Genomic DNA, 17303 nt, shown 5'->3' with positions numbered 1-17303 from the left:
CTACGGCGGCTGGCTGGCCCGCGGCCTGCTCCAGCTCGGCGAGGTGGAGCAGGCCTGCGCGGTGGCCGGGGCCGCGCTGCTGGACGCGGTCCGCGCCGGGTCGGCGCGGGCCGCGACGCCGCTGGCCGAGCTGGACCGCCGGCTGGCCGCACACCGCACCGAGCCGGCGGTACGCCGCTACGCCGCGCTGCTCGCCGACGCCCGCGGTCTCCTGCCCCGCGGCCCGGTCACCACCCCCGCCCGACCGCCGTCGCCGGGGCGACGGGCCGGCGCACCGGGCGGGTCGGGTGCGAGGCACCGACCCGAGGTGGGACGCGGCCGACCGGGACCGGCTAGCGTCGGTGCGTGACTTACCCTGCTCCCGTCTCCCCCGTCGACCGTGCCGGCCTGCGCCAGCGGGTCGACAAGGCCCTGACCGAGTTCCTGGCCAACCAGCGCACCTGGATGACCGGCGTCGACGACGCGCTGGTGCCCGTCGCCGAGGCGATCGAGGCGTTCGTGCTGGGCGGCGGCAAGCGGCTGCGCCCGGCGTTCGCGTACTGGGGGTACCGGGGTGCCGGCGGGGTCGACTCCGACCAGGTGGTGAGCGCCTTGGCGGCGTTGGAGTTCGTGCAGGCCAGCGCCCTGATCCACGACGACCTGATGGACCGCTCCGACACCCGTCGCGGCGAGCCGGCGGTGCACCGGCGGTTCGCCGCCCGGCACCGGGCGGCCGGCTGGGGCGGCGACCCGGACGGGTTCGGCGACGCGGCGGCGATCCTCCTCGGCGACCTCTGCCTGGTCTGGTCGGACCAGCTGCTGCACTCCGCCGGCCTGGAGCCGCGCACGGTGGCCCGGGCCCGGCCGGTCTTCGACGAGATGCGCACCGAGGTCACCGTCGGGCAGTACCTGGACGTGCTGACCCAGGTCACCGGGGACACCTCGCTGGAGCGGGCCGGCAAGGTGGCCCGGTACAAGTCGGCCAAGTACACGGTCGAGCGGCCGCTGCTGCTCGGTGCCGCGCTGGCCGAGGCGTCGGCGGACGTGCGGGCGGCGTACTCGGCGTACGGGCTGCCGCTGGGCGAGGCGTTCCAGCTCCGCGACGACGTGCTGGGGGTCTTCGGCGACCCGGCGCAGACCGGCAAGCCGGCCGGGGACGACCTGCGCGAGGGCAAGCGCACCTACCTGGTGGCGGCGGCGGTGGAGGCGACCGATGACGCCGGTCGGGAGCTACTGCTCGGCCGGCTGGGCGATCCCGAGCTGGACGAGGCCGGGGTGGCCCGGCTGCGGGAGCTGATCCGCGCCAGCGGCGCGCTGGCCCGTACCGAGCAGCGGATCGTCACCCTCACCGACGCCGCCCTGGCCGCGCTCACCACCGTCGACCTCGACACCGAAGCCCGCCAGGCCCTCGTCGACCTGGCCATAGCCGCCACCCGCCGCGCCGACTGACCCACCCCGCCCCCGGCCCGATCCCCCGTTGATCATGAAGTTGACGGCACTCTGGAGATCCACAACTGCCGCCAACTTCATGGCCAACAGGGGCGGCGGGGGGTGGGTGAGGGTCAGAAGCCGAGGGCCTGGGCGCGGCGTTTGACCTCACGGGCGTGGTCGCCGCCGAGGGTGGCCGCGGCGGTGCCACCGGTGAGGGTGTCGTCGGGCTGGTAGAGCCAGCGCAGGGCGGCCTCGTCGTCGTAGCCGGCGTCGGCCAGCAGGTTCAGCACGCCGGGCAGGTGCTTGAGCACGGTCTTGTTCGCCACCAGGTCGGCGGGGATCCGGCGGACGCCGTCGCGGCGGACGGCGATCAACTCCCGGTCGCGGATCATCTGGTGGACCTTGCTGATCGACAGGTCGAGGCGCTCGGCCACGTCGGGCAGGGTCAGCCAGTCGGCCGGGTCGGTCGGGCCGGCGAGGGCGGCGCCGGAAGCCTGGTCGGCGGGTACGGAATCGGTCACCCGACCACCCTGCCACGTCGTCCCGGCGCGGGCGCACCGGCACCCCTGGTGGCCTGCGGCAGTACGGCGGGACCGACCCGATCGGCCACCGGCTGTAGCATCCTGTTCAACCTTCACCCTCTGGACACATAGACTGCCTGCCGATGGACACACAGGTCGCCGACACGTTGCTGGGCTCGCTGCTCGACGGGCGTTACCGCATTCGCGGACGCGTCGCGCGCGGCGGCATGGCGACCGTGTACACCGCCACCGACGAGCGCCTGGAGCGCACCGTGGCGGTCAAGATCATTCACCCGTCCCAGGCGCCGGAGGCCCGCACCCGGGCGGCCGGGTTCATGGCGCGGTTCACCGACGAGGCGAAGACGATCGCCCGGTTGACCCACCCGAACGTGGTGGCGGTCTACGACCAGGGCACCCACGGCGGGCTGCCCTACCTGGTGATGGAGTACGTCCGCGGCCGCACCCTGCGCGACGTGCTGGCCGAGCGGCGCCGGCTCAACCCGGACGAGGCGCTGGCGATCATGGAGCAGATGGTCGCCGCGATCGCCGCCGCGCACCGGGCCGGGCTGGTCCACCGGGACGTGAAGCCGGAGAACGTGCTGGTCGCCGAGGCGCCCATCGGCGGCGCGGCCAACCTCGTCGACAGCGTGGTGAAGGTCGCCGACTTCGGCCTGGCCCGGGCGGTCGAGGCCAGCGCCGAGGAGGAGAACGGCAACCAGCTCATGGCGACCGTCGCGTACGTGGCGCCGGAGCTGGTCACCGAGGGACACGCCGATCCGCGCACCGACGTCTACTCGGCCGGCATCGTCCTGTTCGAGATGCTCACCGGGCGGGTCCCGTACGACGGCGACCGGCCGGTGGACGTGGCCTGGCAGCACGTCGACCGGGACGTGCCGGCCCCGTCGACCCTGGTGCCCGCGCTGCCCAAGGTGCTCGACGACCTGGTCGCGCGGGCCACCCGGCGCGACCCCGACGCGCGCCCGGCCGACGCCGGCGCCCTGCTGACCGAGGTGCAGGTGGCCCGGGACGACCTGGGCAACCCGAACTCGCACACCACGGTGCTGCGTGCGGTGAGCGACGAGACCCTGGCGGTGTCCCAGCCGACCATGGTCGTGGCCGCGGTCCGCCCGGCCGAGCGGCCGGCCTGGGCGCGGCTGCCGGAGGGTGGCCAGCAGCAGCCGCACCGCCGGCGGGCGGCCCCGGAGCTGGGCCTGCAGGCCCAGCTCGCCGCGCTGCGCACCCGCCTGATGGGCAGCCCGCGGGGTCGACTCTCGGTCGCCGCCGCGGTGGTGGTGCTCGGCCTGCTCGCCGCGATGGGCGGCTGGTGGGTCGGGGTGGGCCGCTACACGGTCGCCCCGGAACTGGTGAGCCTGAGCAAGGCCGAGGCGCAGGCGCAGGCGGACCGGGCCGGCTTCACCCTGGCCTACGCCGAGCCCCGGTACGACGAGAAGACCCCCCGGGACAGCGTCGTGGCGCAGGACCCGGTCTCGGCCGCCCGGATCCTCAAGGGCGGCACCATCACGCTCACCCTGTCGCTGGGTCCGGATCGGTTCCCGGTGCCGGACGTGGTGGGCAAGGAGTTCGAGCTGGCCGAGGCGGATCTGACCAGCGCGAAGCTGGTGGTGGCCAAGGGCACCCCACGCTACGACGACAACCTGCCGGCCGGGGTGGTGCTGGACACCAACCCGAAGGTCGGCGCCGAGGTGAAGCCGGGCCAGAAGATCATTCTCATCCTGAGCAAGGGCAAGGCCCCGATCTCGGTGCCGAACCTGCTCGGCAAGAACGTCAACGAGGCGCGGGCCGTGCTGGCCCAGCTCGGCCTGGTGCCGGTGGAGACGTACAAGGACTCGGACAAGCCGAAGGACGAGATCCTCGGGCAGAGCCCGGCCAACGGCGCCGGGGTCGAGAAGGGCGCCCAGGTCCGGCTCGACGTCAGCAAGGGGCCGGCCCAGGTGATCATGCCGCGGGTCGTCGACCTGCCGTGCCCGCAGGCCAAGCAGCAGCTGGAGAGCCAGGGCTTCCCGGTGACCGTGCAGTTCAACCCGAACGGCGTCGTCCGGTTCCAGAACCCGCCCGAGAATTCCCCGGTGCCGCCGGCCACGCCGGTCACCATCGGGTGCATGTGACCGTGCGACCGGTCGGCTCGCACACCCCCACCTCAGGCGGCCTGGCCCGGGCGGCCCTGCCGTACGTCGACGCGGCCGGCTCCGAGGTGGTGCAGGTCTACGTCTCCAACTCGCGCGGCTGGGCGCTGCCGGCCGGCGATCCGGCCCAGGACGCGCTCTTCCGGGACGGTTGCGCCGAGCGGGGCGTCCCGGTCTTCATCCACGCCTCGCTGCTGGTGAACCTCGGTTCCCCCACGGCGGCGACGGTGCAGCGGTCGGCGGAGACGCTGGCGCACGCGCTACGCCGGGGCCGGGCGATCGGCGCCCGGGGGGTGGTGTTCCACGCGGGCAGCGCGGTCGACGCGGGGCACGCCGAGGCGGCCATGCGGCAGGTCCGCGAGACGCTGCTGCCGTTGCTGGACGACGCGGCGTCGGCCGGCGGGCCGATGCTGCTGGTCGAGCCGAGCGCGGGCGGGGGCCGCTCGCTGGCCTCCCGGGTGGAGCAGTTGGGCCCCTACCTGGACGCGGTGGACCGGCACCCGGGGCTGGGGGTGTGCTTCGACACCTGCCACGCCTGGGCCGCCGGGCACGACCTGGCCGCCGAGGGCGGCCTGACGACGACCCTGGACGCCCTGGTGGCGGCCGTCGGGGCGGACCGGCTGCGGCTGGTGCACGCCAACGACTCCAAGGACCTGTGCGGTTCCACCCGGGACCGGCACGAGAACATCGGCAAGGGCAGCATCGGCGAGCCCGCGTTCGCCGAGTTGATGGCCCACCCCGCCACCGCCGGCGTCCCGGTGGTCGTGGAGACCCCCACCGAGAAGCACGAGGGCCACGCCGCCGACATCGCCACCCTCAAACGCCTTCACCCCTGAACCCGCCGCCCGGCCCGGACCGGGCCGGCCCGCCCGGCGCGGTTGACCAAGAAGTTTGCGTCGGAATCCAGCCCGAAACTGGCGCAAACTTCTTGGTCAACATAGCGGGGCTCGGGAGCGGGAGCGGGTCAGGCGCGCAGCAGGCGGGTGAGCACCTCGACCGCGCGCTCGATCCCGGCGTCGTCGACGTCCATGTGGGTGACCAGGCGGGCGGTGCGGGGGCCGAGCACCGAGATCAGCACGCCCTCGGCGCGGGCGGCGGCGGCGAGGGCCTTCGCGTCCAGCGGGTGCTTGGTCAGGTCCATTGGGACCAGGTTCGTCCGGACCGGCGCGGCCAGCACCCCGAACGGGGCGACCGCCTCGGCCAGCCGGGCCGCCTTCGCGTGGTCCTCGGCGAGCCGGGTGACGTGGTGGGTCAGGGCGTACCGGCCGGCGGCGGCGAGGACGCCGACCTGACGCATGCCACCGCCCATCCGCTTACGGATGAACCGGGCCCGGTCGATCTTCTCGGCGCTGCCGACCACGAGCGAGCCGACCGGGGCGCCGAGGCCCTTGGAGAGGCAGACGGACAAGGTGTCGAAGAGCGCGCCGTAGTCGGCCAGCGGCACCCCGTCGGCGACGTGCGCGTGCCAGATCCGGGCCCCGTCGCAGTGCAGCGCCAGCCCGTGCTCGTCGGCGACCCGGCGCAGCTCACGGAGGGTGGCCAGCGGGATCACGCCGCCGCCGCCCCGGTTGTGGGTCTGCTCGACGGCGATGGCCCGGGTCGGCACCGCGAAGTAGCCGTCGGGCCGGACCATGCCGGCGACCACGTCCGGGTCGATCTCCGCGCCGACCGCCGGCCAGGTCCGCGAGGAGATCCCGCCGTACGCGGCGGCGGCCCCGATCTCGTACGTGACCACGTGCGCGTCGGCGTCGCAGAGCAGCTCGTCACCGGGCGGCACGACGAGTTGGAGGGCGATCTGGTTGGCCATCGAGCCGGTCGGGGCGAACAGCGCCGCCTCGTGCCCGAAGAGCGCCGCGACCTCGGCCTCCAGCCGGGTGACGGTCGGGTCCTCGCCGTAGACGTCGTCGCCGACCTCGGCGGTGGCCATCGCCTCCCGCATCCCGGCGGTGGGCCGGGTCACCGTGTCGGACCGCAGATCGACGATCATGTCTTCGCTCGCGGCTGCGGGGCTCGCAAGCTCACTCCTCGCGCTCGCACGATCAGCCACGCAGCATCTCCGCAACCAGGAAGGCCAGCTCCAGCGACTGCTGGGTGTTCAGTCGCGGGTCGCAGGCGGTTTCGTACCGGTCGGGCAGGTCGAGGTCCTCGATGCCCTGGGCGCCGCCGAGGCACTCGGTGACGTCCTCGCCGGTCAGCTCGACGTGCAGGCCGCCCGGGTGGGTCTCCAGGCCGCGGTGCACCTCGAAGTAGCCGAGCACCTCGTCGACGATCCGGTCGAAGTGCCGGGTCTTGTAGCCGTTGGACGACTCGTGGGTGTTGCCGTGCATCGGGTCGCACTGCCAGACGACCTTCGCGCCGGCGGCGGTCACCTTGGCCACGATCGGCGGCAACGCGTCGCGGACCTTGTGGTTGCCCATCCGGCTGATCAGGGTCAGCCGACCGGGGACGTTGTCCGGGTTGAGCTTCTCGCACAGCTCGATCGCCTCGTCCGGCGTGGTGGTCGGGCCGAGCTTGACCCCGATCGGGTTGGCGATGCGGGAGATGAAGTCGATGTGCGCCCCGTCGATCTGCCGGGTCCGCTCGCCGATCCAGAGGAAGTGCCCGGACAGGCCGTACGCGCGGCGGTCGGAGACCCGGGTGAGCGCCCGGTCGTACTCCAGGGCCAGGGCCTCGTGGGAGCAGTGGAGGGTGACGGTACGCAGCGCCTCGTCCCCGGTCATCCCGCAGGCCCGGATGAAGGCCAGCGCCCGGTCGATCTCCCGGGCGATCGCCTCGTAGCGCTCGCCGGCCGGGGAGTTCTTGACGAAGCCCTTGTTCCAGTCGTGCACGGCGTGCAGGTCGGCCAGCCCGCCGGCCAGGTACGCGCGGAGCATGTTCATCGCGGCAGCGGAGTTCGCGTACGCCCGGATCATGCGCTGCGGATCGGCGATCCGCGCCTCCGGCGTGGCCTCCAGCGCGTTGATCATGTCGCCGCGGTACGCGGGCAGGCCACGGGCGTCGGTCGGCAGGGACCGGGGCTTGGTGTACTGGCCGGCGACCCGGGCGACCTTGACCACCGGCAGCGACGCGCCGTAGGTCAACACGATCGCCATCTGGAGCAGGGTGCGGGCGTTGGCCAGCAGGTGGCTCTCGGTGTTGTCGGCGAAGGTCTCGGCGCAGTCGCCGCCCTGGAGCAGGAACGCCTTGCCCTCGCAGACCAGCGCGAGGCGCTGCCGGAGCTGGTCGACCTCGTAGGGCGCGACCACCGAGGGAACGACGTCGAGCACCTTGCAGACCTCGGCGACCTGGGCCGGGTCGGGCCAGGGCGGGGTCTGTGCCCGGGGCAGGTCGCGCCAGCGGTCCAGGCCGAGGGCCGCGTCCTCGGCGGAGTCGACGGTGGGCCGGCTGGTCTGCAGCCCGGGGCTGCTCACGGCGGGGTAGCTCAGCTGATGCCACTCATGGCGCATGAGGGAAAGCGTACGGCGACGGCCGGGCGACCTGCCGTCGAGGGGGACGGTTCCGGCAGATGGGAGGGTCAGGGGGTGACCGACGGCTCCGGAGCGTGCCCGCCGGGCGCTTCGCCGGAGATGCACCAGTCGGCACCGCTGCGGGTGACCGTGAACAGCAGCGGCCGGGCCACGTCCCGGGCGCCGACCGAAACGGTCACGGAGGCGCTGACCTCCTGCCCGCGCGGGCCGGAGCGCACGTCGATGATGACCGCCTTCGGCACCTCGAAGTGGTCGGCGAAGTCGCCGTTCGGGCCGGTGGCCGCCGCGTCGAAGGCCTCGTGCATGGGTGCGCAGAGCTGGCTGCGGCCGGCGGCGACGTCCTTGGCGGTCATCGCGTCGAGGTAGGCCTGTACCCGCTCGCGGGACTTGGTGGCCGCCTCCTCGGCGGGGGCACGCCCGACGGCGGGGCCGTCGTCCGCGTCGCCGCCGCCGATCCCGCAGCCGAGCAGGGACAACGGCAGCAGTGCCAGCGCGGCCACGCTGGCGGCGCGGTGCCTCGGGCGCATGGGTCCTCCCCTCGCTGCGGACATCGGAGATGCCGAGCGGCGAGTCTGTCACATCGACGCTCTTGCATGGCATCCCGTCATGCCCGAAGCTCGTCAGTTAATAAACTTCACGACTGGAAAGAAGCCCGAGAGTCGACGACGCCGAACCGTGGCCCCCGCAGCGGTCGGCGTCCGGAACAGCGGCCCCGGAAGCACCATGAGTGGTGCCCCGGGGCCGTGGAACACGCGGACGGGGAGGGGCCGCGGGTGCCCCTCCCCGCCGGGTGGGTGGTGCGTCGGCGCTCGGCTCAGCCGAGACCGCCCTTGATGGCACCGATCAGCTCGCCGTTGCCGGTGTCACCGGAGAGCTCCCAGAAGAAGGCGCCCCCGAGGCCCTGGTTCTTGGCGTAGGTCATCTTGCCGCCGATGGTGGACGGGGTGTCGTAGCTCCACCAGTTGCTGCCGCACTTGGCGTACGCGGTCCCGGCGACGGTGCCGGTGGCCGGGCAGGTGTTCTTCAGGACCTTGTAGTCCTCGATGCCCTGCTCGTAGGTGCCCGGCGCCGCGCCGGTGGCGGTGCCGCCCGGGGCGGTCTGGGTGACCCCGGTCCAGCCCCGGCCGTAGAAGCCGATGCCGAGCAGCAGCTTGCTGGCCGGCACGCCCTTCGCCTTGAGCTTCTGGATCGCCGCGTCGGCGTAGAAGCCGGCCTGCGGGATGCCGGTGTACGAGGTGAGCGGCGAGTGCGGGGCGGTCGGGCCCTGCGCCGCCCAGGCGCCGAAGTAGTCGTACGTCATCGGCATGAGCCAGTTCAGCGACGGCGCCGCGCCGGCGTAGTCGGTGGCGTCGATCTTGCCGCCGGTGCTGCCGTCGGCGGTGATGGCGGCGGTGACCAGCGCGCTGGAGCCGAACTTCGACCGCAGGGCGCCGATCACGTTCTTGAAGGCGTTCGGCCCGCTGGTGTCGCACTGGAGGCCGCAGGCGTTGGGGTACTCCCAGTCGACGTCGATGCCGTCGAAGACGTCCGCCCAGCGCGGGTCCTCGACCAAGTTGTAGCAGCTGTCGGCGAAGGCGGCCGGGTTCTGCGCGGCCTGGGTGAAGCCGCCCGACCAGGTCCAACCGCCGAAGGACCAGATCACCTTCAGGTGCGGGTACATCTTCTTGAGCTTGCGCAGCTGGTTGAAGCTGCCGCGCAGCGGCTGGTCCCAGGTGTCCGCGACGCCGTCCACGCTGTCGGCCGCGGTGTACGCCTTGTCGTAGTCGGCGTAGCTGTCACCGATGGTGCAGCGCCCGCCGGTGGTGTTGCCGAAGGCGTACAGGATGTGGGTCAGCTTGGCCGCGGACCCGCTGGTGTGGATGTTCTTGACGTGGTAGTTGCGGCCGTAGACGCCCCACTCGGCGAAGTAGCCGACGACCTTCTTGTCCCCGGTCGGCGGGGGCGGGGTGGTGGGCGGCGGCGTCGTGGTGGGCGGCGGCGCGGTGGTGGTGGTCGGCGGGGGGCTGCCCCCGCCGCACGGCGCGCCGTTGATGGTGCAGTTCAGCGGGGCCTGGTACGACCCGGTGCCGTTGTAGCCCCAGCTGAAGCTGGCGCCGGGGGCGAGCGGACCGGCCCAGCTCTTCTTGACCGCGACGTAGTGGTTGCCGCTGCTGGTGACGTCGGCGTCCCAGGCGCTGCTGATGGTGGTGCCCGACGGCAGGTCGAACTCGATGCGCCAGGTGTCGACGCTGGCGCTGGAGCCGTTGGCGACGGTCACCCGGGTTTCGTGGCCGGTCCCCCAGTCCTGCACCTTGGCGAACGTGGCGGTCACGCTACCGGCACCGAACGCCGAGGTCACCGGCACCGCGGCGACGGCCAGCGCGACCACGGCGCCGGCCCAGAGGGCGCGGCGGAGCGATCTCTTCATGTGGCACCTCCTCCAACAGTTAGGAAACTTTCCAGAAGATGGGGAGACGCTACTCACGCTGTCATCACTTCGTCAAGATGCACATCTATCGATTTGCCGCGGGACGCGCGCGGGACGTCGGCCCGGACGCGTAACCTCGCGGCATGACCGTCTTCGACATCGAGATCGATGCCCTGGCCGGCGGCCCGGCCGACCTGGCCGCGTACCGGGGCAGGGCGCTGCTGGTGGTGAACGTGGCCTCCCGCTGCGGTCTCACCCCGCAGTACGCCGGCCTCCAGGAGCTGTACACCACGTACGCCGACCGGGGCCTGGTCGTGCTCGGGGTGCCGTGCAACCAGTTCGCCGGGCAGGAGCCGGGCACGGCCGACGAGATCGGCGAGTTCTGCCAGGTCAACTACGGGGTGACCTTTCCGCTGACCGAGAAGGTCGACGTCAACGGGCCGGCGCGGCACCCGCTCTACGCGGACCTGGTCACCACCCCGGACACCGACGGGCACACCGGGGACGTGCGGTGGAACTTCGAGAAGTTCCTCGTCGCGCCGGACGGCACCGTGGCCGGCCGGTTCGCCCCGGCGGTCACCCCGGACTCCGCCGAGCTGCGCGCCGACATCGAGAAGGTCCTGCCGGCCTGAGCCGGCCACCGGGCGACGAGCCGGGGCGCGGCACCCGCCACGGTGGGCGCACGACCGCGCCGCCCACCGGTCGGTGGGCGGCGCGGTGCCGTCGGGTGACCCGTCAGCCGGCCGCGGAGCGGAACACCGGGTAGTAGCCGCCGGACTGGCCGGCCGCCGTCGGGTGGTACGAGATGCCGATGTCGAGGTAGTTCAACGCGTGCAGCCACTTCTCCCCGTAGCTGCACAGCTGGTGCCCGACGAAGATCGACCGGACGTCGGCGAAGGTGAAGCCGGCGGCGACGGCGGCGCTGCGGGTGATGTCGTCGACCAGGTTGATACCCTCGTTGATCTTCGCCCGGGAGGTGGCGCTGAGCCCCGCGCAGAACGTGCCGAGCTGGTAGAAGACCGGGTAGCCGACGACCACCACCCGGGCGGACGGGGCCCGGCCCCGGATGCCGTTGTAGACGTTGGCCAGCAGCCCGGGCAGCTGCGCCCGGGCCTTGTCCTCGGCGGCCTGTATCGCGGCCACGCACTGCGTCTCGCCGTAGAGCACGCAGGTGGTCATGATGTTGGCGAAGCCGACGTCGTTGCCGCCGACGGTGACGCTGACCAGCGAGGTGCTCGCCGAGAGCGCGGAGAGCTGCGTGTTGATCACGCTGGTGGTGGTCGCTCCCGAGCAGGCCACCGAGCGGTACGAGGCGGGCTTGATGTTGGTGTTGTACAGCGCCGGGTACGCGCTGGTGCTGCGCTGACAGGAACCGCTCTCGGCGGTGTAGTTCCCGGCGCCGACGCCGGAGGCGTAGGAGTCGCCGAGGGCGACGTACTGGTCGCTGGGGGATGCCTGGGCGGGCACCGCGAGGCCGAGCGTGACGCCGAGGGAAGCGGCGAGACTCAGGGCGAGGGTCACGAAACGGGATCTCCGCACGGTCGCACTCCTGGGGGTGGGAAGTGGTGGTGGGAGATAGATATCAACGAATCGAATCCCGCCGGAAGATCACCGAATGCGCGGCAGGTGCCGATAGATATCTACTGATACAAATCATTGCCGGTGGCGCGATCAATGATGAAGGATTCCGCCGCGGGACGATCCGTCCCCGTGGGCCGAATAACCAAGCGCGAAGGTGGGGAATGCCGCCGTCCCTGATGGAGTTGGCAACGGACATGACAACTGTGGGACTGATCGGCAGCGGCAACATCGGCGGCACCGTGGCCCGACTGGCGGTGGCCGCCGGTCACGACGTGGTGCTCAGCAACTCGCGCGGACCGGAGACGCTGAAGGACCTGGTGGAGGAGCTGGGCCCGCGGGCCCGGGCGGGCACGCCGGCGGAGGCCGCCGCGGCGGGCGACCTGGTCGTGGTCACCATCCCGCTACGGGCCTACCGCGAGGTGCCCGCCGCACCGCTGGCCGGCAGGACGGTCATCGACACCAACAACTACTACCCCGAGCGGGACGGGCGCTTCCCGGAGCTCGACGACGAGTCGGCCACCACCAGCGAGCTGCTCCAGCGGCACCTGCCGGAGTCCACGGTGGTCAAGGCCTTCAACAACATCTACTTCAGGCACCTGCTCGCCCTGGCCCGCCCGGCCGGGGCCGCCGATCGCAGCGCGCTGCCGATCGCCGGTGACGACGCAGGCGCCAAGGCCACGGTGACCGCGTTCCTCGACTCGCTCGGGTACGACGCCGTCGACGTCGGGCCGCTGCCCGAGGGCTGGCGGTTCCAGCGGGACACCACCGCGTACGCCGGCCTCTACTCGGCCGACCCGGCCGACTGGGAGCGGCCCGCCCCGACCGACGCCGAGAAGGTCCGCGCCGCGTTGGCCGCCGCCCGCCGCTACGCCGACAGGTGACCCGCGGCGAGGTGGCGGTGTCGGACCCTGGTCCGGCACCGCCGCCTCGCCGGCACCGCGTCGGCCTCCGGGAGCCGCCCGGCCACGGCCGCGGTCAGGCCGGGGACCGCCACTCGCCGGCGAGCACCGACCAGACCTCGATGTCGATCCGCCCCGCCGGCCCCGGGTAGACCTGCCGCAGCGTGCCGTCCCGGCGCATGCCCAGCCGGCGGGCCACCGCGATGCTGCGCGCGTTACGGGCGTTGGTGCGCCACTCCACCCGCTGGATGCCCCGCTCGCCCACCGCCCAGTCGATGATCCGGCCGGCCGCGCGGGTGATCAGCCCCCGCCCCTCGGCCGCCGGCTCCAGCCAGCAGCCCGCCTCGCAGACGCCGAGCGTGGCGTCGAACGACACCAACAGCACCCCGCCGACCAGGGTTCCATCGTCCCAGATGCCCCAGATGCCGCCGGCGTCGCGCGCCCACCGATCGGCGTAGCGGCTCAGCACGGCCCGCGCCGAGTCGAGGTCGGTGGCCACGAAGGACGGCGCCACCCAGGGCGCGATGTGCTCCCGGGCCCGGTCGAGGTGTGCCAGGAACTCCTCCGCGTGCCAGGGCGGCAGCGGCCGCAGCTGGGCGGTCCCGGTCAACGGCAGGGCGAACACGGCGGCTCCTCAGGACGGCGGGGCGGGCAGGCTCAGGCGCAGGGTGGGGCCGGGGGTGTCCCGGAAGCCGAGCGAGCGGTAGAGCCCCTCGCCCTCCGCCGACGCCCGCAGGTCGATCTTGAGTACGCCGCGGTCCCGGTACCAGTCCAGCAGGCCGGTCAGGCAGGCCCGGGAGTAGCCCCGCCGCCGGTACCCCGGGTCGGTGACGACGTTGAAGACGTAGCCGGTCAGGCCGCTGGGGTTGCCCGGCCCGCCCAGCCGGCGCTCGACGGTGCCGGTCGCGCAGGCGGCGAGGAGACCGGGCCGGTCGGGGGCGTCCACCACGAACACGGCCATCACGTCCGCCGGATCGGCCAGCCGCTCGCGCAGCACCTCCCGGGCGGCCGGCTGCCACGGCCCGGGCGGCGGCTCGGCCCCCCCGATCGACGCCAGCATCACCCCGCGCAGCCGGACGATCTCCGCCGCGTCTCCGGGCCCGGCCCGACGCACCTTGATCACGACCGGACGCTACCGCACCCCGCCGGCGGGTGCGGCAGGCGATCCCGGCGGCCCACCCGGGCAGCTCACCCGGCGGCGAGCGGGTTCGTAGCGCGTCAGACGGGCCGGCGGCCGGCGAAGCCGCACTCCGCCCGGTGGTACCAGCGCACGTCGGTGTCCCCCTCCAGCCAGCACCAGAGCACCGGCCGACCGTCGCGTTCGCCGGGGAAGTCCAGCAGCACCGGGGCGATGCCCTTGACCTGGATGTCGTGCCCGTTCAGCTCCTCCAGCGCGGCGTGCAGCCGGGCCTCCAGGGCCTTCAGCTCGGCCCGGCCGCCGAGGGCCGACACACCGGACGCCGCCAGGTCGGCGCGCAGCTCGGCGAGGTCGGCGCGGAGCCGGATCAGCTCGTCGACGCGGGGACGCAGGGTGGCCACCAGGTGCCGTGCCTGGGCGAGAGTGAACACCCGGCAAGTATGGGCCACCAAGCCGCCCCGGACCTCCACGCAGCCGTGGTTGGCGGGTGCACCGGCAGAGCCAGCCCCAACGAGGAGCTAGTTGAGAGCAATCCCCGGGCGGGTGATCTCAGTGGCCAGCTCGCGGACCTGGGTGAGGAGGTCCGCGGGATCGACATCGAGGTCCAGCGCGTGGCAGACGATCTCTATCTCCGCGTTGCGGACGACGTGCCGGACGGCCGGATGCTCCCCGGCAGCGTAGACCAGGTGCCCGCACGCCAACTGGTAGGCGACGCAGTAGGCGAGCATCTGGTAGGCGTCCTCACGGACCGCGTCTGCCTTGTACTTGGCGTCGACCACGGCGCCGACCTCGCCCGCACCATTCCGCCACAGGATGTCCGGTCTCAGTTCCAGGCGGCGCCGACGGTCGAGATGGTGGTGGGCCTGGAGCACTACCGTGCCGCCGCGTGCCGGCTCGATGGCCGCACGTAGGGCGACCGAGAGGAAGTCCTCGTACACCCGCCACATGTCGAGCAGGAAGGCGTTGGCGAGGACACCGCCCCGGCCTGCCTCGACGGAGGCACCGGCGAGCACCAGTTCGGCGAGCCGAAGCGCAACACGCAGCCGCTCGTTGAGCCGGCTCGGGCGCCACGCAGGGATGGGCTCCCCCGCACGCAGCCGGGTGACCCCGGCGAATCGCGCGGCCAGGTGGCGAAGCATGCGCCGGGAGCCGACATCGATCCCGGGTACGCGCAGCATCCGGTCGACGGCGGTGGCGAGGATCTGATTCTCCGGGATGTCGACCGTGTAGTCGTCGTGGCGAATCTCCAGCGGCAACGCCAGTCCCGCGCGCCGGCTCAGTTGCGCAGTCTCACGAAGGCGGCCGCGCAGCACCGGCGAGGTGTCTTCGACCGTCCGGTAGCCCTGGAGCAGCCCCTGACGCAGCGCGCGATCGGTCTGCCGCCACAGGGCGGCGGCAAGCGCCGGCACCAGCCCGGCATGCTCGGTGAGCGGCACACTCTCGTCACGCCAGCCGTTCGGATTGCGTGCGTACCCGACGAGGAACAGCAGCCGCGCGATCGGCACTTTCGGCTCGATGCGCAGTTCGACCCCACCGATCCGGGCCGCGCCGACTTTCCTGCCGGCCCGTACGCTCCACATTCCGGCGGCCGGTCCGGGACGCACCTCGACGACCTGGGACGCGGCGAGTCGACGCGCGTCGTCGGCACCGAGGTGCACCTGCACCGCGGGGCCGGCCTCGCGTACCCGGATCAGGGTCATGGGCCGTCGGGCAGCGACTGACGCAGCACCTCGAGGCCGTACTGCTGCTCGACGTCGATGTCGTCGGCGTAGTGGTGCTCGACGAGCAGCGGCAGGATGTCATGGCGCCACACCCGGTCGAGCCCGTCCGGCCTGGCGTGGACCGATTCCCGCATGAAGTACGACGGGCCGACCGCATAGTCGGCGTCGGCAAGCCTCCCATTCAGCGCGTCCAGCAGTGCGGGCGCGTCAGAGGTCAGTCCCTTTCGGTCCAGCCAACGGCGCAGCAACCCGGACAACATCAACTCGGCTGGGGCGAGACACGATCAGCAGGGGTGTGCGATTATCGCACCATGGCCGAAGAAAGTGACTGGACGGCGGTCGGGGAGCAGGTCCGTCAGGCACGCCTCGGCGCTGGCATGTCGCAGGCCGAGTTGGCTGGACGCGTGGGTCTTGACCGGACCATGGTTGCCAAGGTCGAGGCCGGTGGCCGCCGCGTCGACGCCCTGGAGCTCATCCGCCTGGCCGCCGCGCTCGACGTACCGATCGACTACCTCTTGCAGCGACGACCGGCTGTCATCTCTCATCGCGCCGAATTGCTCGCCGATGACAATGACACGGACGTGGCTCGCAGATCCCAGCGACTCGACATCACCCTGTCCGCATGGCTCGGCGACGTACGCCAGATGATCGAAGCGGGCACGCTCCGCGTGAACACCCCGATGCGCTACGCCGGGAGGGTCGAATCGGAAACTGATGCGCGGTTGGCAGCACGATGGCTACGCGAGGCACATGGGGCGGGGGTTGCGCCAATAGACACGCTGATGGAGTTCAGCGAACGCAGCGGACAGTACGTCCTGGTGAGCAACCTGCCCGGAGATGGCGCCTCGCTGATAGACGGTGACATCGCAGTGGCCGTGGTCAGCAAGAACGGTGATCCGGGACGGCGCCGGGCGACGGCAGCCCACGAGCTCGGTCATCTGGTGCTCGGTGATGAGTACTCCAGTGACCTGGCAGTGCACATGTCGCGGGCGGACCGCGAGGGTGTCATCAATGCTTTCGCGGCCGAACTACTCCTGCCAGTTGCGGCCTTTGCCGATCGCGACCCCGAAGGCAACCTCCGCGAGGAGGTCATCCGGCTGGCCGCCCGCTACCGCACCTCCTGGTCGCTAGCTCTGCGCCAGGCCGAGCTGGCGGGCTGGCTCGACGCCGTGATGCGACGAACGTTGAGCCAAGCCACTCCCACTCAAGCGGAATTCCTGGACGCTGTCGGATGGTCGCCGCAGCCCGACCTCAACGCGGTACGCGTCCCGCCGGGCTATTCGCATGCCGTGATGCAGGCGTGGCGGCGTGACCTGGTGACGAGTTCCCGTGCCGTCGAACTGCTGCACGGGCAGATCAACCGCGATGACCTGCCGCCGCGAGACGAGGCAGATCTGACGCTGTGAGCAGCCACGGACGCGTCAACGAACCCTTGTGGGTCTTTGACACCACTGTGCTGAACCACTTCGCGCGGGCCGACCGCCTCGACGTGCTGGCCAACATGGTCATCGGCCGTCCGTGCGCCACCACCGCCGTGGTCCTGGACGAGCTTCGATCTGGCGCGGAGCGGCACCCCGCACTCAGCTCCGCGCTGGAACTCGACTGGGTTCAGGTCATCGCCCTTGACCATTCCGCCGAGATCCGCTGTTTCGCGGACTGGGTCCGCAGGATCGGCGCCGGCGCCCGCGACATGGGCGAGGCCAGCGTTTTCGCCGCCGCGGAGATTCACGGCGGGGTCGCGATCACCGACGACCGCGATGCCACCAGGGTGGGTCGGGCCTACGGCCTGTCCGTCCACGGAACGATCTGGCTCTTGGCCGGCTGGTGCGGCACAGGCAAGCTGACGGAACCCGGCGCTGGCGCGATCATCGACGCCCTGCGGCAGACCGGCCATCGGCTGCCCTGCACGGGAATGGAGTTTCCCGCGTTCGCACGTCGCTACGGCCTGCTGTAGGCGACTTTCAGCTTCTGCCCGACGGCACCCGCCCAACAGGTCCTCCCCCACCGCCAGATCG

Annotated in this window: 18 protein-coding genes and 1 pseudogene; 8 read left to right on the top strand and 11 right to left on the bottom strand. The window is 72.4% G+C overall.

Going from position 1 to position 17303, the window contains the following annotated elements; genetic code table 11:
• Together AB0I41_RS13800 and AB0I41_RS13795 are read left to right on the top strand one after the other, a co-directional pair.
• Positions 1-349 (top strand): annotated as a pseudogene (locus tag AB0I41_RS13800) (hypothetical protein); the annotation flags it as partial.
• Positions 346-1428, top strand: coding sequence for a polyprenyl synthetase family protein (locus AB0I41_RS13795; RefSeq protein WP_357106239.1), 1083 nt, complete (start codon positions 346-348; stop codon positions 1426-1428). The pseudogene AB0I41_RS13800 and the gene AB0I41_RS13795, both read left to right, overlap by 4 nt.
• Positions 1429-1541: 113 nt before the next feature.
• Here the strand turns inward: AB0I41_RS13795 and AB0I41_RS13790 are convergent, their stop codons facing one another.
• Positions 1542-1931, bottom strand: a complete 390-nt coding sequence (locus AB0I41_RS13790) for an Rv2175c family DNA-binding protein (protein ID WP_357106235.1) — start codon at positions 1929-1931, stop codon at positions 1542-1544.
• 143 nt (positions 1932-2074) lie between these two features.
• On the opposite strand from AB0I41_RS13790, the gene pknB reads away from it, so the two are divergent.
• Positions 2075-4057: a Stk1 family PASTA domain-containing Ser/Thr kinase gene (gene pknB, locus AB0I41_RS13785; protein WP_357106232.1), complete on the top strand. Its 1983-nt coding sequence runs from the start codon at positions 2075-2077 to the stop codon at positions 4055-4057.
• Positions 4054-4911, top strand: coding sequence for a deoxyribonuclease IV (locus tag AB0I41_RS13780; RefSeq protein WP_357106230.1), 858 nt, complete (start codon positions 4054-4056; stop codon positions 4909-4911). The genes pknB and AB0I41_RS13780 overlap by 4 nt, the downstream gene beginning before the upstream one ends.
• 128 nt (positions 4912-5039) lie before the next feature.
• On the opposite strand, the gene AB0I41_RS13775 is transcribed toward AB0I41_RS13780, so the two are convergent.
• From AB0I41_RS13775 to AB0I41_RS13760, 4 genes are all read right to left on the bottom strand, one after another.
• The gene (locus tag AB0I41_RS13775) at positions 5040-6059 is read right to left on the bottom strand and encodes a GntG family PLP-dependent aldolase (protein WP_357106262.1); all 1020 of its coding nucleotides are present in this window, start codon (positions 6057-6059) and stop codon (positions 5040-5042) included.
• A 55-nt stretch (positions 6060-6114) separates the two neighbouring features.
• Positions 6115-7521, bottom strand: coding sequence for a class II 3-deoxy-7-phosphoheptulonate synthase (locus tag AB0I41_RS13770; RefSeq protein ID WP_357106228.1), 1407 nt, complete (start codon positions 7519-7521; stop codon positions 6115-6117).
• A gap of 68 nt (positions 7522-7589) precedes the next feature.
• Positions 7590-8069, bottom strand: coding sequence for a hypothetical protein (locus tag AB0I41_RS13765; RefSeq protein WP_357106225.1), 480 nt, complete (start codon positions 8067-8069; stop codon positions 7590-7592).
• 287 nt (positions 8070-8356) lie between these two features.
• Positions 8357-9949: a glycosyl hydrolase family 18 protein gene (locus AB0I41_RS13760; protein ID WP_357106223.1), complete on the bottom strand. Its 1593-nt coding sequence runs from the start codon at positions 9947-9949 to the stop codon at positions 8357-8359.
• Between the two features lie 143 nt (positions 9950-10092).
• Between AB0I41_RS13760 and AB0I41_RS13755 the strand changes: the two genes are divergently transcribed.
• A complete protein-coding gene (locus AB0I41_RS13755) occupies positions 10093-10581 on the top strand; it encodes a glutathione peroxidase (protein WP_357106220.1) in 489 nt (162 codons plus the stop codon).
• Between the two features lie 103 nt (positions 10582-10684).
• Here AB0I41_RS13755 and AB0I41_RS13750 read toward each other — a convergent pair whose 3' ends face one another.
• Complete coding sequence (locus AB0I41_RS13750) at positions 10685-11488, bottom strand: SGNH/GDSL hydrolase family protein (protein ID WP_357106217.1); 804 nt, start codon at positions 11486-11488, stop codon at positions 10685-10687.
• A gap of 23 nt (positions 11489-11511) precedes the next feature.
• On the opposite strand from AB0I41_RS13750, the gene AB0I41_RS13745 reads away from it, so the two are divergent.
• The gene (locus AB0I41_RS13745; RefSeq protein ID WP_357106214.1) at positions 11512-12411 is read left to right on the top strand and encodes an NADPH-dependent F420 reductase; all 900 of its coding nucleotides are present in this window, start codon (positions 11512-11514) and stop codon (positions 12409-12411) included.
• 94 nt (positions 12412-12505) lie between these two features.
• Here AB0I41_RS13745 and AB0I41_RS13740 read toward each other — a convergent pair whose 3' ends face one another.
• From AB0I41_RS13740 to AB0I41_RS13720, 5 genes are all read right to left on the bottom strand, one after another.
• Positions 12506-13054 carry a GNAT family protein gene (locus tag AB0I41_RS13740; RefSeq protein ID WP_357106212.1) on the bottom strand — a complete coding sequence of 183 codons (549 nt, stop codon included), beginning with the start codon at positions 13052-13054 and terminating at the stop codon, positions 12506-12508.
• A 9-nt stretch (positions 13055-13063) separates the two neighbouring features.
• Entirely contained in the window at positions 13064-13552 is a 489-nt protein-coding gene (locus AB0I41_RS13735; RefSeq protein WP_357106210.1) for a GNAT family N-acetyltransferase, read from the bottom strand.
• Positions 13553-13647: 95 nt separating this feature from the next.
• Entirely contained in the window at positions 13648-13998 is a 351-nt protein-coding gene (locus AB0I41_RS13730; RefSeq protein ID WP_357106208.1) for a DUF2203 domain-containing protein, read from the bottom strand.
• Between the two features lie 87 nt (positions 13999-14085).
• The gene (locus AB0I41_RS13725) at positions 14086-15267 is read right to left on the bottom strand and encodes a restriction endonuclease (protein ID WP_357106206.1); all 1182 of its coding nucleotides are present in this window, start codon (positions 15265-15267) and stop codon (positions 14086-14088) included.
• Positions 15264-15548, bottom strand: a complete 285-nt coding sequence (locus AB0I41_RS13720; RefSeq protein ID WP_357106204.1) for a hypothetical protein — start codon at positions 15546-15548, stop codon at positions 15264-15266. Before AB0I41_RS13720 ends, AB0I41_RS13725 begins: the two co-directional genes overlap by 4 nt.
• A 51-nt stretch (positions 15549-15599) precedes the next feature.
• Between AB0I41_RS13720 and AB0I41_RS13715 the strand changes: the two genes are divergently transcribed.
• Both AB0I41_RS13715 and AB0I41_RS13710 read left to right on the top strand, forming a co-directional pair.
• A complete protein-coding gene (locus AB0I41_RS13715) occupies positions 15600-16694 on the top strand; it encodes an XRE family transcriptional regulator (protein WP_357106202.1) in 1095 nt (364 codons plus the stop codon).
• Complete coding sequence (locus AB0I41_RS13710) at positions 16691-17242, top strand: hypothetical protein (protein WP_357106199.1); 552 nt, start codon at positions 16691-16693, stop codon at positions 17240-17242. The genes AB0I41_RS13715 and AB0I41_RS13710 overlap by 4 nt, the downstream gene beginning before the upstream one ends.
• Positions 17243-17303: the final 61 nt, after the last annotated feature.

Source organism: Micromonospora sp. NPDC050200, from assembly GCF_040656135.1.
Classification (GTDB): Bacteria; Actinomycetota; Actinomycetes; order Mycobacteriales; family Micromonosporaceae; genus Micromonospora.
This window is presented reverse-complemented; position numbering and strand designations above follow the sequence as displayed.